This is a genomic window from Microbacterium pumilum (assembly GCF_039530225.1).
Lineage (GTDB): Bacteria > Actinomycetota > Actinomycetes > Actinomycetales > Microbacteriaceae > Microbacterium > Microbacterium pumilum.
Window position 1 is genome coordinate 174,794 of sequence record NZ_BAAAOH010000001.1, and the last position, 16,320, is coordinate 191,113.

The 16,320-nt window shown below is 69.0% G+C and carries 15 protein-coding genes; 6 read left to right on the plus strand and 9 right to left on the minus strand.

The annotated features are described in order from the left end of the window. The first annotated feature begins 149 nt into the window (after window positions 1-149). The 3 genes from ABD188_RS00810 to ABD188_RS00820 are packed head-to-tail and all read left to right on the plus strand — an operon-like array spanning window position 150 to window position 4,739. Entirely contained in the window at window positions 150-1,115 is a 966-nt protein-coding gene (locus ABD188_RS00810; protein WP_344057587.1) for an alpha/beta hydrolase fold domain-containing protein, read from the plus strand. Continuing rightward, on the plus strand, window positions 1,112-3,448 hold the full coding sequence (locus ABD188_RS00815; protein ID WP_344057589.1) for a family 78 glycoside hydrolase catalytic domain: 2,337 nt from the start codon (window positions 1,112-1,114) through the stop codon (window positions 3,446-3,448). Before ABD188_RS00810 ends, ABD188_RS00815 begins: the two co-directional genes overlap by 4 nt. Window positions 3,449-3,497: 49 nt before the next feature. After that, window positions 3,498-4,739, plus strand: coding sequence for a glycoside hydrolase family 1 protein (locus tag ABD188_RS00820; RefSeq protein WP_344057591.1), 1,242 nt, complete (start codon window positions 3,498-3,500; stop codon window positions 4,737-4,739). Between the two features lie 56 nt (window positions 4,740-4,795). On the opposite strand, the gene ABD188_RS00825 is transcribed toward ABD188_RS00820, so the two are convergent. After that, window positions 4,796-6,226, minus strand: a complete 1,431-nt coding sequence (locus ABD188_RS00825) for an HNH endonuclease signature motif containing protein (protein WP_344057593.1) — start codon at window positions 6,224-6,226, stop codon at window positions 4,796-4,798. 157 nt (window positions 6,227-6,383) lie between these two features. Continuing rightward, complete coding sequence (locus ABD188_RS00830; RefSeq protein WP_344057595.1) at window positions 6,384-6,680, minus strand: Dabb family protein; 297 nt, start codon at window positions 6,678-6,680, stop codon at window positions 6,384-6,386. 140 nt (window positions 6,681-6,820) lie between these two features. On the opposite strand from ABD188_RS00830, the gene ABD188_RS00835 reads away from it, so the two are divergent. After that, window positions 6,821-7,600: an LLM class flavin-dependent oxidoreductase gene (locus ABD188_RS00835; protein WP_344057597.1), complete on the plus strand. Its 780-nt coding sequence runs from the start codon at window positions 6,821-6,823 to the stop codon at window positions 7,598-7,600. A 6-nt stretch (window positions 7,601-7,606) separates the two neighbouring features. Here the strand turns inward: ABD188_RS00835 and ABD188_RS00840 are convergent, their stop codons facing one another. Continuing rightward, the gene (locus ABD188_RS00840) at window positions 7,607-8,149 is read right to left on the minus strand and encodes a hypothetical protein (protein WP_344057599.1); all 543 of its coding nucleotides are present in this window, start codon (window positions 8,147-8,149) and stop codon (window positions 7,607-7,609) included. A gap of 32 nt (window positions 8,150-8,181) precedes the next feature. Beyond that, entirely contained in the window at window positions 8,182-8,787 is a 606-nt protein-coding gene (locus ABD188_RS00845) for a TetR/AcrR family transcriptional regulator (RefSeq protein ID WP_344057601.1), read from the minus strand. A gap of 103 nt (window positions 8,788-8,890) precedes the next feature. On the opposite strand from ABD188_RS00845, the gene ABD188_RS00850 reads away from it, so the two are divergent. Both ABD188_RS00850 and ABD188_RS00855 read left to right on the plus strand, forming a co-directional pair. Further along, window positions 8,891-9,697, plus strand: a complete 807-nt coding sequence (locus tag ABD188_RS00850) for a sugar phosphate isomerase/epimerase family protein (protein ID WP_344057603.1) — start codon at window positions 8,891-8,893, stop codon at window positions 9,695-9,697. After that, complete coding sequence (locus tag ABD188_RS00855) at window positions 9,697-10,830, plus strand: Gfo/Idh/MocA family protein (protein WP_344057605.1); 1,134 nt, start codon at window positions 9,697-9,699, stop codon at window positions 10,828-10,830. The genes ABD188_RS00850 and ABD188_RS00855 overlap by 1 nt, the downstream gene beginning before the upstream one ends. A 173-nt stretch (window positions 10,831-11,003) precedes the next feature. On the opposite strand, the gene ABD188_RS00860 is transcribed toward ABD188_RS00855, so the two are convergent. The 5 genes from ABD188_RS00860 to ABD188_RS00880 form a co-directional block, all read right to left on the minus strand. After that, window positions 11,004-11,747: a formylglycine-generating enzyme family protein gene (locus ABD188_RS00860; protein ID WP_344057607.1), complete on the minus strand. Its 744-nt coding sequence runs from the start codon at window positions 11,745-11,747 to the stop codon at window positions 11,004-11,006. A gap of 95 nt (window positions 11,748-11,842) precedes the next feature. Further along, the gene (locus ABD188_RS00865; RefSeq protein ID WP_344057609.1) at window positions 11,843-13,147 is read right to left on the minus strand and encodes an ADP-ribosylglycohydrolase family protein; all 1,305 of its coding nucleotides are present in this window, start codon (window positions 13,145-13,147) and stop codon (window positions 11,843-11,845) included. Between the two features lie 3 nt (window positions 13,148-13,150). Beyond that, window positions 13,151-14,332: an ROK family transcriptional regulator gene (locus tag ABD188_RS00870; RefSeq protein WP_344057611.1), complete on the minus strand. Its 1,182-nt coding sequence runs from the start codon at window positions 14,330-14,332 to the stop codon at window positions 13,151-13,153. Between the two features lie 6 nt (window positions 14,333-14,338). Beyond that, a complete protein-coding gene (locus ABD188_RS00875) occupies window positions 14,339-15,274 on the minus strand; it encodes a carbohydrate ABC transporter permease (RefSeq protein ID WP_344057613.1) in 936 nt (311 codons plus the stop codon). Beyond that, entirely contained in the window at window positions 15,271-16,287 is a 1,017-nt protein-coding gene (locus ABD188_RS00880) for a carbohydrate ABC transporter permease (RefSeq protein ID WP_344057615.1), read from the minus strand. Before ABD188_RS00880 ends, ABD188_RS00875 begins: the two co-directional genes overlap by 4 nt. Window positions 16,288-16,320 lie beyond the last annotated feature (33 nt).

Here is a 16,320-nt window from a genome sequence, read left to right on the forward strand (position 1 = left end):
CGCATGAGCCGGCAGGCGAGTACGAGCTCCGCCCCCGTAATCGGCGAGCGTCTCGATCACGATCAACCCCGATCGCGATCGCCGTCGCTTCTGTGCGATAATGAAACTACCTTTCACTGTATGAAATTGATCGAACGCGAAGGAGCGTCATGACCGATACGGATGCCGCGCGATACGCCATCGACGAAGAGGACCCGGGCTTCCAGCCGCCGGCGTACTACGCCCCGGGCGTCGCCGAGCTGCAGCATCCGATCGGCGCCGACATCCATCGGGCACTCACCTACGCGATGCCGGACGGGTATCGTCCACTGCAGCTCGACCTCTATGTGCCGACCGACCGCTCAGGACCGGTCCCCTGCGTCGTGTGGATCCACGGCGGAGCCTGGCTCTTCGGCACGAGACTCGCGCCACCGGACTACTGGCCTGCGGGCCGGCTGTTCCAGGGCGCGATAGATGCCGGGCTCGCCGTCGCCTCGATCGACTACCGTCACTCGCGTGAGGCGCCGTTTCCGGCGCAGCTGCACGACGCGAAGGCCGCCATCCGCTACCTCCGGTACTTCGCGCCGCAGCTCGGCATCGACTCGGCGCGTTTCGGCGTGTGGGGCGAGTCGGCCGGCGGGCACCTCGCGGCACTCGTCGCGCTGATCGCCGACCCTGCTTTCGAGGGCTCCGAGGGAGTGGTCGGCCCGTCGAGCGCCGTAGGCGCAGTCGTGGACTTCTACGGCGTTGCGGATGTCGACACCCTGCCCTCGTTCTTCAGCTCGATGCCGCAGGAGTGGATCGAGGAGCTCCAGGCGAAGGGCGATCAGGGTGCGGTCGAGCCGATCGACGTGCTGCTCGCGGGCTCGGCGTTCTCGCGTGAAGACGGCCGGAGGCTCGTCTCGCCCGTCACGCACGCGGCGGCCGGAGCACCGCCGTTCCTCCTCGTGCACGGCGAGAGCGACGCCCTCGTGCCGATCGGGCAAAGCGAGCAGCTCCTCGCGGCACTGCAGTCGGCGGGCGTCGAGGCCGAGCTCGTGCGTGTCGCGGGTGCGGATCACGTGTTCCTCGGCACCGATCCGGTGCCGCAGCTCGACCTCGCCATCACCTACCTGAGAGACAAGCTGGGCTCGTGACCGTCGACGCCGTCGCGCGTGCGACCTGGATCCGGCCGCACGAAGATGTTGTGGCCGCGCCCGGACAGCGACCCGCGTACGAGCTCCGTGCCGAGTTCACCATGGTGGACGTGCCGGATGCAGCCACGCTGCGCGTCACGGCGCACGGGCTCGTCGAGGTGTTCCTCAACGGGGATCGGGTCGGCGAGGACGAGCTCGTGCCCGGCTTCACGGCGTACCGCAAGCGCCTGCAGGTCTTCTCCTACGACGTCGCCGGACTGCTCCGACCCGGCGTCAACCGCGTCGAGGCGCTGCTGAGCGACGGCTGGTTCCGCGGCCGCCACGGTTTCGAGCGCCGAGCCGACGGATACGGCGACGAGACGGCGCTGCTGCTCGCGATCGAGGCGGGTCCGGTGCGCTTCGTGACGGATGGCGCGTGGCACTCGCGTCCGAGCGGCATCACGCGTGCGGATCTCATGGACGGGCAGGCAGTGGACTTCCGGCTCGGGGACGTTGACCGCCCGTGGCAGCCGGTCGACATCGCGTCGGGGGGGCTGTACGACGACCGCGACCGGCTGGTCGAGGCATCCGCTGTCCGCGTGCGGCGCATCGAGACGCTCGCACCCGCGGGTGTGACGCAGCCACGCGAGGGCACGGTCGTGATCGATGCGGGTCGCAACATCAACGGCTGGCTGCGAATCGACGACCTCGGCGCACGCGACACGCGGCTGACCCTCACCCACGGCGAGGTGCTCGATGCTGACGGACTCGTCTCGACGGAGAACCTGCGGGCCTTCGTCTTCTCAACCGGCGAACGGCTGCCCGCCGGGCAGATCGACGAAGTGATCTCGGCGGGCGTTGCGGGCGATGTATTCGAGCCGCGGCATACGACTCATGGCTTCCGGTATGCCCAGATCGACGGCGTCCCGTCCGGATGGGACGCCTCGTCGGTGCGCGCCATCGTCGTGCACAGCGAACTGCGACCCATCGGCGACTTCGCCTGCAGCGATACCCGCCTCGACGCCCTGCACGAGCTGGCCCGCCAGAGTTTTCTCGGCAACGCGTGCGAGATCCCGACCGATTGCCCGCAGCGCGAGCGCAGCGGGTTCACCGGCGACTGGCAGGTCTTCGTCGACAGCGCTGCGCTGCTCTACGATGTCGAAGCGTTCTCGACGAAGTGGCTCGACGACCTCGCCGCCGACCAGTGGCATGACGGCCGCGTGCCGACCGTCATCCCCAATCCCGCCGGCGACCGGCCGTCTGGGATCGTCTTCGAAGACCTGTCGGCCGGGTCGGCCGGGTGGGGGGATGCCGCGGTGCTCGTGCCGTGGGCGCTCTGGCGGCACTACGGCGATCTCGAAGCTCTCCGTCGACGGCTGCCGTCGATGTGGGAGTGGGTCGATTACGCGTCCCGCGCAGCTGCCGGGTCACGGCATCCCGACCGCGCTGCGTCGCGCCCTGAAGCAGCGCCGCACGAGGAGTTCCTCTGGGACTCCGGGTTTCACTTCGGCGAATGGCTGGAGCCGGGCGTACCGCCGCGGCCGGACCCGTCCGCAGATCACAGCATCGTCGCGACGGCGTTCCTTCATCGGTCGGCGCGGCTCCTGGCGGCGTCGGCTGCGGTGGTCGGCGACGCCGAGCTCGAGGCGTGGGCGCAGCGCATCGCCGACGGCGCGCGGAACGCTTGGCGCGCCGAGTTCATCGTCGGGCCCGGGCGCGTGTCGATCGAATCGCAGGCGAACTACGCACGCGGGCTCGCCTTCGAGCTCTTCGACCACGACGAATCCCCGCTGGCCGCCGCGCGGCTGGCCGGAGTCATCGCCGACGCCGACGGCCACCTCGGCACGGGGTTCCTGAGCACCGGCCAGCTGCTGCCCGCCCTCGCCGACCACGGGCGGGTCGACACCGCATACGCCACGCTGCTCTCGACGGGCGTGCCCTCCTGGCTCGGCATGCTGGAGCACGGGGCGACCACGGCGTGGGAGTGGTGGGACGCGATCGCCGACGACGGCTCGGTGCGCGGCTCGCTCAACCACTACAGCAAAGCCGCGGTCGTGTCCTTCCTCTACACGCACGTTGCGGGCATCCGCCTCGACGAGGTTCCGGATGCCGCATCCGCCGCCTACGGGCGCGTACGGATCGCGCCGCTGCCGGGCGGCGGACTCACGTGGGCCCGCGCGTCGGTGGACACGCCCCGGGGAGTGATCCGATCCGAGTGGCGTCTCGACGAGGGCATGTTCGCGCTGGAGGCCGAGGTGCCCGAGGGCACGGCCGCGACCATCGAACTGCCCGATGGGGCGAACGATGAGGTCGGCCCTGGCATCCACTCCTTCACCTGTCCGTGGTCCGAGTGACCTCCCCGATCCCGCCGATGCGCCGAACCGTCCCGCGAAAGGACCTCTCATGACCCTCCCCGCCTTCCCCGCCGACTTCCTGTGGGGGGTCGCCACCGCCGGTCACCAGAACGAGGGAGACAACGTCGACAGCGACACGTGGTTCCTCGAGAACGTCACGCCTACCGTGTTCCAGGACCGCTCCGGCAGGGCGACCAACGGCTGGGAGCTGTGGGAGTCCGACCTCGACCTCGTCGCAGGCATGGGCCTCAACGCCTACCGCTTCTCGGTGGAGTGGGCCCGCATCGAGCCGGTCGAGGGAGAGTTCTCGGAGGAAGCCCTCTCCCACTACGAAGCTCTCGTCGACGGATGCCGCGCCCGCGGCCTCGCCCCGATCGTGACCTTCAACCACTTCACGTCGCCGCACTGGTTCGCGCGGCGTGGGGCGTGGCTCGACCCCGAGGCGCCGGCGCTCTTCGCTCGGTACTGCGGGGTGGTGATGGACCGCTTGGGCGATCGCATCGAGCTCGCCGTCACCTTCAACGAGCCCGACCTGCCCGAAATGCTGACCTGGGCGCATCTGCCGGAGTTCGTGGTGGAGCTCGAACGCGCGACGCTGGCCGCGGCATCCCACGCCGCCGGAGTCGAGCGCTACCGCGCCGGCAACGTGATGCTCCGCGAGGACTTCGCGGGAATGCGCGTCGGGATGACGGCAGCGCACCGCGAGGCGAAGGCCGCGATCAAGGCTCGTCGCGCCGACCTGCCGGTCGGGCTCTCGCTCGCCATGGTGGACGATGTCGCCGGTCCCGGAGGCGAGGCGACGCGAGACCGCAAGCGCGCCGAGGTCTATGACCACTGGCTCGAGCTCGCCCGCGACGACGACTTCGTCGGCGTGCAGAATTACGAGCAGATCGTCTACGGTCCCGACGGCCAGCTGCCCCCCGAGCCCGGTGCGACGATAAACGGGATGGGCACCCCTGTGGAGCCCGACTCCCTGCGCGGCGCTGTCGAGTACGCCTACTCGGTCGCGGGCGTCCCCATCCTCGTGAGCGAGCACGGCGTGGGAACCGAAGACGACACGGTTCGTGCCGGGTTCATCGAGCCGTCGCTCGTGGGCCTGAAAGCGGCGATGGATGCCGGTGTCCCGGTCCTCGGCTACTGCCACTGGACCCTCATGGACAACTTCGAGTGGATCTTCGGCTACGGTCCGAAGCTCGGGCTGCACAGCGTCGATCGCGAGACCTTCGAGCGCACGCCCAAGCCGAGCGCCGGGGTGTACGCCGGACTCGTTCGCGGGGCGCGCGGACTCTGACGCTCGTCGCTGGAACGGCTGCATGCGGGAACGCGCCCACCTTCTCGCCGATTCCGTCACGTCCGCTTCACCAGAAGCTCCGTTAGTCGCACCCGAGACTTCGTGACCGGACGCCACCGACCCGACGAGTCGTTCCATGGCGGCGCCTGCACTTCGGGAACGCCGCGGTTCATTCGGATCTTCCACTGGTGCCACTCCAGGAATCGATGATGGAACCAGCAGAGCATGACGCCGTTGTCGGGGTGGGTGGGTCCGCCACGTGCAGCCTCGACGACATGGTGGATCTCACACCACGCAGCCGGAACGCCGCACCCGGGGATGATGCAGCCACCGTCTCGCAGAGCGATCGCGCGACGCTGGCGACGGTTGAAGACCCGCTCCTCCGTGCCGATCTGGACGATGCGCCCGTCTTCGCTCAGCACGATTCGCTGGATCGCGCCGGCGCAGGCGACTCGATGTGCGGCACCCATCGGCATCGGCTCGCTGCAGCTGTCGGAGTGCACGACCCCACGCCCGTTGAGCAGATCGGACTCGCGAACCGCGACGACTAGAGTCGGCGCGGCACCTCCGATGGTGGGCAGAGTGCCGCTCGCGGCCGCCGCGAACAACGCGGTGGCCAATGCGTCGTGGCGACGCTGTGCCGGCCGTCGCTCGTCGGGCGGAACGAAGTCGGCCCCCTCCGCGGCGCCGTCGGCATCGGGGTTGAAGCGCACGCCGCCGGTGTCGTCACCTCCGCGGGGGAGGGACAATGCGTCGCAGATGCGCTGAAACTGCGCCGCCACCTCCGGCAGCAGGCCACCGCGTATGGGAACGATCCCGCGACGGGGCTGGCCGAGCGAGATCCCCCGCGCGTGCAGCGATTCGCGTTCGCGGGGCTCGCTGCCGTCCTGATCGAGCGCGGCCGCCCACGCTGTGGCGTGCAAGCGCAGGATGTCGGCACACGCCGGGGGCGCGGCATCCGGACCCTCACCTCGAGCCGTCGCCGCGAGCGCCTGATCGGCGGCCAGCACGGCATCTCGTTCGACTCGGCGCTCGAGAGCCGTGAGCGCGCCGGCGACCGCGAGGACTCCATCCACCCCGACGTCACCGGCGAGAAGCGCCTCACGCATGGCCGGGAGTCGCGCGGGCAGCTTCTCGCCGGTGACGATCGAGGATTCGCGATCGACAGCCCGGGCCGCACGGTGCAGCCGCGACGCCGACTGCGCGCTGACGCGGGTGGTGCGCTGCACCAACTCGCTCACGTCGTGGCATCCGAAGCGGGACGTCAGCCGTGCTTCGCGGTCTCCGGTCTCGGACCGACTCGCAACCTCGCCGACACCCTCGATGAGCAGAGTCTCGATGCTGCGAAGGAGTCCACCGCCTAGCGTGAGGATCTCCACCAGCACGGCGTCGCCGACCGGCTCGAGACCGCCGCGGACGAACCGGCCCACAACCTCCTCGACCTGCTCTGCGAGCGCCGCCAGGTCAGCGACATCGAGGTTGTTCACGCCTCCATTCTGGCGAGCGCCCCTGACATTCCACGGGCTCAAAGACCCAGATCAGAAGAGAAATATCATCGCTGTTCAATCTGCCGCACATGCCCGAAATCAATGCACCTGTGGAGGAGCCGACGTTCCGAGACAAGACGCCGAGCGCGACGCAACTTCACCCCTCGGCGAAGTCATACTCCTGGAACTCGGCGACCTCGGGCACCCACCGATCGGCGACGAAGGCGACATGCACGGGATGCTCGTTGTAGCCCTGATACGTCGCGTCGTCGGCGAACACCATCGAGAACTGGTGGGTGAGTTCGCTCTTCGGGCTCACCTGTCGCCGCACGGTGAAGTCCTCGACTCCGGGGATCGAGGTGAGCGCCGCACGCGCGTGCGAAACGAAGTCGTCGACCTCGGGCGAACCCTCTGGATGGATGAGCCGGAAGACCACGGTGTGCTGAATGGACATGAAGCCAGCGTAGCCAGGCGTGGCCGCCCGGCCCCAAGCCCCCGGCCCCGAGCCACGACCCCGCCGCCACGGCCCCAAGCCACCACCCCGAACAGCCACAGCCCCAGCCGCTCCATCGGGGAGTGGTGCATGCTGGAGGCGTGACAGCGCAGGGGATGGTCTCGATCGGTATCGGGGCGGCCATCGGATCAGAGATCGCCGCGCGACTCGCGCCCGAGATCGAAGCCGCAGGCTTCCACGCGCTGTGGGTCAACGACATCCCGGGTGCCGACGCGCTCGCAGTGCTCGAAGCAGCGGCCAAAACCACCACTCATCTGACGCTGGCCACCGGCGTGCTGCCTGTCGACCGACGCCCCGCGAACCGCATCGCCGAACAGGTGAACGGAAGCGCTCTGCCCCAGGAGCGCCTCGTCCTCGGCATCGGCTCTGGGGCGGCGAGCATCGGAGCGCTGCGACTCGTTGCCGACGCCGCAGCCGAACTGCGCAAGACCGTCCCGGCGAAAGTCGTCGTCGGCGCGCTCGGACCGAAGATGCGCAGGCTCGCGGTCGAGTCCGCCGACGGCGCACTCTTCAGCTGGCTGACTCCGGAGGTCGCCGCCCAGCAGTCCGCCGAAGCCCGGATGACGGCATTCGGAGGGCATCTCGCGCTGTACGTGCGCACGGCGCTCGAGCCCGACGCCCGCCAGCGCATGGATGTCGAGATGGGCCGCTATGCCGCGATCCCGTCCTATGCCGCGAACTTCGCGAGGCACCGCATGGCGGTCGACGACACGGTGCTGGATGCCGACATCCATCCCCTCGCGGAGCGCCTGGACGAGTACCGCAACGCGGTGGACGAGGTCGTCCTGCGGGCGATCACCCCGGCGGACGGCGTCGACGACTACCTGCGGTTCGTCGAGGCCGCCAGGGCGCTCCTCTGAACCGCGTCAGCCCTTGACGTCGAACCAGAAGTCTGCTCGGTCTGCCTCACCACGTTCGAACGCCACCTGCCAGCACCCCGCCTCGTCGAATGTGAACCCGATTCCCCACTCCTGACCCGGACGCTCGAAGTTGCTGCCGCCGTGCAGCTCCGGTCCCCAGTCCAGCAGCCGCTCCGACCCGTCTGGCGCGATGACATGCACGGCGAGCGGACCGGATCCCGTCATCCGCACCACCATCTTCATGCTCTCGTCGCTCGCGACGATCGCATCGGCATCTGGACCGAACGTGAGACCGTACGCGGTCACGCCCTCCGACGCCGTCCCCTGAACCTCCGACCCGAAGCTGGGCGACGGCGGCTGACACTCCGGCACGCCGGGACCGCCGAGAATCGGTGCGTCCTCCGGCGCCTCGCCCGACGACGAACCCGAAGGCGTCGGCGCGGACTCAGCCGAGCCCACGCACCCCGCAAGCGCCAATATCCCCGCGACGACGAGAGCAAGACCGGTCAGTCGCATCGAGTGCCGCACGTCACCAGTCTTGCGCAGCACGGGTCATCGGTCCCAGCGATCCCGAGTCGGCCTCAGGGTCGCGCCAGCAGGTCCTCGAGCAGCGTGAGCGCAGCATCCTGCGGCACCGTCGCATCCAGCAGCCACTGGGTCTGCAGACCATCCGAGGCCGCGATCACGAGCGCCGCGACAGCCTCCGGATCGAGATCCGCCCGGATCCGGCCGACGCTCTGGTTCTGCCGAACGCGATCAGCGAGACCTTCGCGGATTCGCGCGAACCGCGTCGTGGCGAATTCGCTCGCTGCAGGGTGGCCGTCTTCGAGGGCCGAGGCCACGAGTGTGGAGTACAGCTGCACGAGCCCCGCGACCTCACGGTTGTCAGCCGCAGAGCGGCGCATCATCTCGACCGGGTTCGCGTCCGGGTCAGCGGGCCGCCGCGCGTTGTTCTGGCGCTCGGACTCGCGATACACCTCGACGAGCAGCTCCTCGAGCGAGCCGAAGTAGTGCGCGAGCGCGGCATGCGTGACCCCGACCTCCTGCGCGATCGCACGCATGCTGGTGCGGTCGGCTCCGCGCCGGGCGAAGACCTCGATCGCCCGGTCGAGGATCTCCTGCCTCCGAGCCACGCCCTTCGCATACGACCCGCGAGACTGCGGCGGGTTCGAGCTCTGGTCGGTCACGACACCATCATATTCCGCAAAACCTCCACATGGAGGTTTATGGTACTTTGGCTCGAGCGGCCCGCCCGCCACCCACGTCATCGACGACATCGAAGGAGCCCGGATGCCGGTTCTCACCTCTGTCCAGCTGTTCACCGTCAACCACGCGCTCGAGGCCGACCTCGACGGCACACTCGCCGCGATCGCCGCGCGCGGCTTCACCGCTGTCGAACCCTACGACTTCGTGCGTCGCGCCGAGCCCCTCGCCGCCTCGCTCACCGCGCATGGACTGACAGCGCCGACCGGTCACGCGTTCCTGGCGTCGGAGTCGTTCGTCAATCCGGACGGCAGCGGCTCGACCGTGGCCGTGCCCTCGCCCGAAATGGTCTTCGCCGCCGCCCAGACGCTCGGCATGGGCACGGTCATCGACCCGTACACGGCTCCCGACCGATGGACGACCGTCGAGCAGATCGAGCAGACCGCCAAGCTCCTGAACGCAGCCGCCGAGATCGGGGCCGCGCACGGCATCCGCGTGGGCTACCACAACCACGCGCACGAGCTCGAGGCCCGCTTCGACGACATCACAGGGCTGGAGCTGCTGGCGAGTCTGTTGGACTATCGCGTCGTGCTCGAGGTCGACCTGTACTGGGCCGCGCGAGCCGGCGTCGACTCCCCCACGCTGCTCCGCTCTCTCGCCGACCGCGTGGTCGCCGTGCACGTGAAGGACGGCACCCTCGACCCCGAGGCCATCACCGCCTACCCGCCCGCCGATCAGGTGCCCGCGGGCCAGGGCTCTGTGCCGCTCGCCGAGGCGATGGATGCGGCATCCGCTCTCGAATTCGCGGTGGTCGAGTTCGACTTCTTCGACGGCGACATCTTCGAGGCCATCGAAGCCAGCCGCCTCTTCCTCGACGAGCGGGCGGCCCACTGATGGCGGGCGCTCCGGTCGGCGTCGGCATCATCGGTGCCGGCAACATCAGCGACCAGTACCTGACCAACCTCACGAAGTTCCCCGACGTGCGGGTGCTCGCGATCGGCGACCTGCTCGAGGACCGTGCACGCGAGCAGGCCGCCAAGTACGGCGTGCCGACCGCGGGGGGCGTCGATGCAGTGCTGGGCAACCCCGACATCGAGATCGTCGTCAACCTCACGATCCCGGCGGTGCACGTCGAGGTCTCGGAGTCGATCATCGCGGCGGGCAAGCACGTCTGGAGCGAGAAGCCCATCGGTGTCGACCGCGAGTCCTCGCTCGGCCTGCTCGAGAAGGCGGATGCCGCGGGCCTGCGCGTCGGCGTTGCTCCCGACACGGTGCTCGGCCCCGGCATCCAGACCGCGAAGCGGGCGATCTCACGCGGCGACATCGGTCGACCGCTGTTCGCGCAGACCTCGTTCCAGTGGCAGGGCCCCGAGATCTTCCACCCGAACCCCGCGTTCCTGTACGCGCGCGGGGGCGGACCACTGCTCGACATGGGGCCCTACTACGTGTCGGCGCTGATCCACTTCTTCGGGCCGGTCGCCGCTGTCGCTGCGCTCGGCCTGAAAGGCAGCGAGACGCGGCGCGTGCAGGTCGGACCCCAGGCGGGCGACGAGTTCCCGATCGAGATCCCCTCGACGGTGTCGGTGCTGCTGCAGTTCGAGCAGGGCGCGCAGGCGCAGAGTCTGTACAGCACGGACTCGCCCCTCTTCCGTCACGGCGTGGTCGAGATCACCGGCACCGAGGGCACCCTCGTGATCCCGGATCCGAACACGTTCGGCGGCGACATCCGCATCACCCGCCCACTCGCCGAGGTCGTCATCCCGCCCGCCCCGGTCATCCAGGAGATCGTGGAGGTGCCGCAGGAGGGCGTGCTCGTCGGCCGCGGTCTCGGACTGCTCGACATGGCGCGCTCGATCCGAGCCGACCGGCCGCACGTCGCCACTGGACGCTTCGGCTACCACGTGCTCGATACGCTGCTCTCGATCGAGGAGTCCGTCGAGTCGCGGCAGTTCGCGCAGGTGACGAGCACGATCGACGAGATCGGCTCGCTGACCGCCGACTTCGACCCGTTCGCCGCGACCCTCTGATCGTCCGGGCGCGATCGTCGCACGGTCGCGCCCGTCTCCGGCATCCGCGATCGTTCGCGACGTGCTCTTCACGCCGGCGCGCCCGTTTCCGGCATCCGCGCCATCGATTGACAACGCGGATGTCGGAAACGGCAGCGATCGCGGGGCTGCAGCGGCGGCTCGCGCCGCGAAGCTCAGCGCAGCGGCGTCCAGCCCGACGGCAGCGGGCCGCCGAGCGCGGCACGCTCGCGGTCAGCGTGCGCCGACCAGCCCTGTGCGGCATCCGTGGAATCGAACCCGCCGCGCGCGACGCGGAACCCCACATCGTCGTGATGCATGCGCGGCGCCCCACCTCGCCGCGTCGAGGCACGGACGCTCCAGGCGTCGTCGGCGAAGCCGCCGCCTCGGAACACGCGGTAGGCGTCGTAGCGCGCCGGATCCAGCAGATCCCAGCACCACTCCCACACGTTTCCGAGCGTGTCGAACAGGCCGTTGACATTGGGATGCTTGCCGCCGACGTTCTGGGGCGCCGTGACGCCGTCAGCACTCGTCCACGCGACTTCGGGGAGCGGGCCGTAGTGCGGACCTGTGGAGCCGGCGCGGCACGCATACTCCCACTCTGCCTCGGTGGGCAGTCGGTACCCATCCGCGTCGACATGCCAGGTCACGTCCTCTCCGTCGAACGTGTAGGCAGGGTCGAGTCCTTCCCACTCCGAGGCGGCGTTGCAGAAGCGGATCGCCCGCTGCCAGCTCACATCGGTCGCGGGACGCCGCGGGTGCTCCGCCGTCTCGCCGATGAGCTCCGACAGCTGCTCCTGTGTCACGGCGAACACACCGATCTCGAACGCCTCGAGCTCGACGCTCCGGCGCACCCTGCGTCTGGCATCGTGCAGCGTGACCGTCCCGGTGGGGATCCGGGCCATCTCGATGTCCGACACCGAGGCAGTATCGCATGGGGTCGGATCGTCCGCCTTGACGCACCCCGCCGGCCCAGCCGCCTGGCCGACCGTAGTGAACGCCATGACTCCGAACATCATGATCCGGCGAACGCCGCGGCGAGCACTCGAGTGCGAGCCGCGAGATCGCTGATCCGCGAATGGTCGAACCCGAAGACCGCTGACCGGGTGCGATCGTGGAGCGGGTCGACGAACTGCGCGGGGAGCGCCGCCGCGCCGAGCAGTCCACCCAGCACCGACCCGACCGTGGCGCCGTTCGAGTCGGTGTCCCATCCGCCTTGCACCGTGTTGCCGATTCCGGCCGCGAAGTCGCCGTCCGACCACAGCAGCCCCGCGGTGATCAGCGCCGCGTTGTTCACGGTGTGCACCCAGTCGTACTGCGCGCAGTCACGCTGGATCGCGGCGAGCGCCTCATCCCACGTGGCACCTGAGCGATGCAGCTGACGCACGCGACCGATGGCCTCGGCCAGCCTCGATCCGGGCGGCACGACCACCATGGAACGATCGAGGACCGCCTCGACACTGCTCTCCACCAGTGCGCACGCCGCGAGCGCCGCACTCCACAACTCGCCGTACACGCCGTTCGCACGATGCGACAGGCGCGCATCGCGATAGGCAAGCCGCGCCGCCGCGATCGGACGCCCCGGGTGCGTCCACCCGAACGCGTCTCCCCGGATGAGGGCGCCGATCCATTCGCGATACGGATTGCGTCGCTCGGCGGCGAGGTCGGCGGGCACGCCGTGCAGCAGATTCACGTAGGTCGCGCGTTCGGCCGTGTAGACCCGTGCATAGGGGAGGTACGCGAGCCACCCCTGCGCCACGTCGGCGGTCGTGATCTGTTCACCGTGCTGCTCGAGCAGCAGGATGCCCAGGATGGCGTAGTCGATGTCGTCATCGCGAGCCGAGCCGTCCACGTTGCCGCGGGTGGTGTCAGGCCAGTTGTCCCTCAGCTCGAATCCCGCCGGCATCGGCGAGAGGGCCGGGATGTAGTCCCGCAGCGGATAGCTGCCGGCGAGCTCGAGATACTGACGGATGCGGTCGCTCGTCCACACCACGCCTTCCTCGACCGGCTTGCCGAGGTTGCAGCCCGCGATCCTGCCCAGCCAGGCGCCGAGGAAGCGATCCGCATCCGGAAGAGAAGGAACAGCCTCCGGCGTCGACGACGGCAGGACGTCGTCGAGGTCTTCAGGCTCGTCGTACGACCAGGAGGCGAGTCTCGGCGCGGCGAGGGCGTCGGCGAGGATGAGATCGGCCGCAGCCGCGTCGTCAGGGCGCAGCGCGTCCGCAAGGTCGGCGAGGTTCGAGACGTCGTATCCGGACTCGCGCCGTTGCCGGAGCTCGGCGATCGCGAGATCCACCGGAACCAGGGGGTCGTGCAGCATCCGTCAGCTCGCGAGCTGCAGTCGATCATCGACCGCCTTGGCCGAGAACGTCTGATCGATCACCATGTGCCTGGCTCCCTGGATGGCCGCATCTGCGCCGAGCGAACTCGCCGCCACGAACAGCTCGCGCGTCGCGAGCGGAATCGTGCGCTCGTAGATGCGGTCGCGCACGCTCTCGACCAGCACGTCTCCGGGGTCGGCCATTATGCCGCCGATCACCACGACCGAGGGATTCAGCAGGGCGACAGAGGTCGCGAGCACATCGCCGATCAGTCGGCCGGCGCGCTGGGTCAGTTCGACGGCACGCACATCGCCGTCATTGACGAGGCGGTTCACGTCACTCGCAGACCGCACGTCGTGACCCTCCTCGCGGAGCATCCGCGCGATCGCGCCGCCGCTCGCCTCGGTCGCCAGGCAGCCGACGGCACCGCACGTGCAGAGGTGCCCGACCCCTGCCTCGGTGATGCGGATGTGCCCGATGTCACCCGCGCCACCGGCGATGCCACGCTCGGGCTGACCGCGCAGGATGATGCCGGCGCCGATGCCGGTGCCGACCTTCACGAAGATCAGACTCGGGGCGTCGGGGTAGCGCTCGCGAGCCTCGCCCATCGCCATCAGGTTCGCATCGTTGTCGACGAAGACCGGCACACCGAGATGCTCGCGGAGCGTCTCGGCGATCGGGAAGTCGTGCCAGGCGCGCATCAGGGGCGGATGGTTGGGTCGCTGCGTCGAGAAGCGCACCGGGGCCGGGATGCCGACGCCGATGCCGACGACCGACGCCACCGAGCGACCCGATCGCCCGAGCAGCTCGGTCAGGCGCTTCGACAGCGCCCGCAGTGTGACCTCGGGCGGTGCAGCGATGTCGATCTCGGCGTGGGCTTGCATGATGACCTGGCTGCCCGCATCGAGCAGCGCCAGATTCGCGTGCGTCGCGCCGATGTCGACCGACAGCACCAGCTGCCGCGCCTCGTCGAAGCTCAGGATGCGCGCCGGCCTGCCGGTCGCCGCGGCCGCCTGCCCGGACTCGCGCACGTAGCCTGCCGCGATGAGCTGCGACATCCGGAGCGAGAGCGTCGAACGCGAGAGGCCGGTGATCTCCTGCACTTCACGCCGGGTGCGTGCGCGTCCGGATCTCACGAGCTCGAGGATCTCGCCCGCACTCGCATTCGTGGATGCGGCAGCCATGTCGCATCAGCCCTTCTCTGCGCCGGCGGTCAGCCCGCCGGTCAGCAGTCGCTCGGTGAGGAAGAACAGGATGATGATCGGGAGCGTCAGCACCACAGATCCCGCCATCAGCACTGTAGTCGGCACCTCGATGCTTCCCGACAGCTGCGCGAGACCCAGGGACACGGTCCACAGCGGCCGGCGGTCGACCAGGAACAGCAGCGCGAAGAGGAACTCGTTCCAGGCGATCATGAAGACGAACAGGCCGGTCGCCATGATCGATGGGGTGGCGAGGCGGATGGTGATCCGCCGCAGCACGCCGATGCGCGACAGCCCGTCCATGAGCCCCGCTTCCTCGATCGACTCCGGCACCGTCTCGAAGTAGTTGCGCATCATGTAGATCGCGACCGGCACGGTCTGCGCGGTATAGACCAGAACGAGCCCCAGCAGCGACCCTCGGAGCCCCAAGCGCGTGAAGATCACGAACAGCGGGATGGCGATCACGATCGCCGGGAACAGGTAGGTGGCGAGGAACAGCGCGCTGACCTGACGGCGGCCGAAGAACGGCAGCCGGGCGATGGCGTACGACCCGGGGATCGCGATCAGGAGCGCCAGGATGACCGACGAGATCGCGACGATCGCGCTGTTGCCGAGGAACGTCAGGAATCCCTGACCGCCCTCCGACACCGGCGCAAGGACGGTTCGGTACGTGTCGAAGGTGAGCTCGTTCCACGCCGGGAGGAACTGGTCCGGGTTGCGCAGCAAGCTCTCGATCGGACGCACCGACAGCATCGCCATGTAGGCGAACGGCAGGAGGACTGCGATGAGGAACAGCGAGATCGTGACCCAGCGCAGGGTGCCGAGGAGCGCCCGCTGCCTGCCCGAACCCGGCGCACGACGGCGTCGTTTCGGGCTGTGGAGGATGTTCTCCTCCGCCGCGACGATGGAGGCTGTGGTGGTCATATCTTCTCCCCCCTCCGACGCATCATCAAGGTATAGAAGGCGAGCATCAGGATGAGCAGCACTGCCAACACGACCGACATCGCCGAGGCCGCGCCCACGTTGCGCTGAATCGTGAGCAGATCGAAGATCCGGACGCTGGCGACCTGCGTTCCGGCTGCGCCGCCGGTGAGCAGGAAGATGTCGTCGAACTCGTTGAACGTCCATATCGTGCGGAGCACCGCGAGCACTCCGATCACCGGGATCAGCTGCGGCCAGATGATGTAGCGGAAGGTCTGCCACGGGCCCGCACCATCCACGAGCGCCGCTTCTTCGGGCTCGGTCGAGAGCGCCTCGAGCCTGGCCATGATGAAGAGGAAGGCGAACGGGAAGTAGCGCCATCCTTCGAACGCGATGACGGTCAGCAGCGCGGTCGGCACCGGGATCTGGAGTCCGAGCAGGTCCCACGTCCCCGTCGCCTGCGAAAGGAACGGGATGGGCTCGGGCCAGCCGAGCACGTTCTGCCCGAACTGGTTGACGATGCCGAACTCGGGGTTCAGCATCACTCTCCAGACGAAGGTCACTGCGACGACGGGTGCAACGTACGGCAGCAGGAATGCGGCGCGGACGAGCGTGCGGCCCCGGAAGGGACGACGCACGACGATCGCCGCGATCAGCCCGAAGACGATGACCAGGATGACGGAGCCGATCGTGTACTGGATCGTCGTCCAGAGGCTCTCCCACAGCGCTCCGTTGGAGAAGACGACCTTGAAGTTGTCGAGGGTGAAATTGCCGAACGGATTGACCGTTCCGATCTGGATGAGCTTGACGTGCTGGAAGGCCAGCAGCACTGACCAGATGAGCGGGATCACCACCACCGCGACCACGATGATGAGCGTCGGGCTCATCAGCCAGAGGCCGGTGCGGGCATCCTTCTGGGTCAGCGTGAGCCGGCGCTTCGTGCGCGCCGGCTTGCTGGATGGCGGGGGCGATGCGGCGGCCGCGGCCGGCGCGAGGTTCGTATCCGTTGTCATCATGTTCTCCCCGTGTGGCGCCTGGGTCGAGCCCAG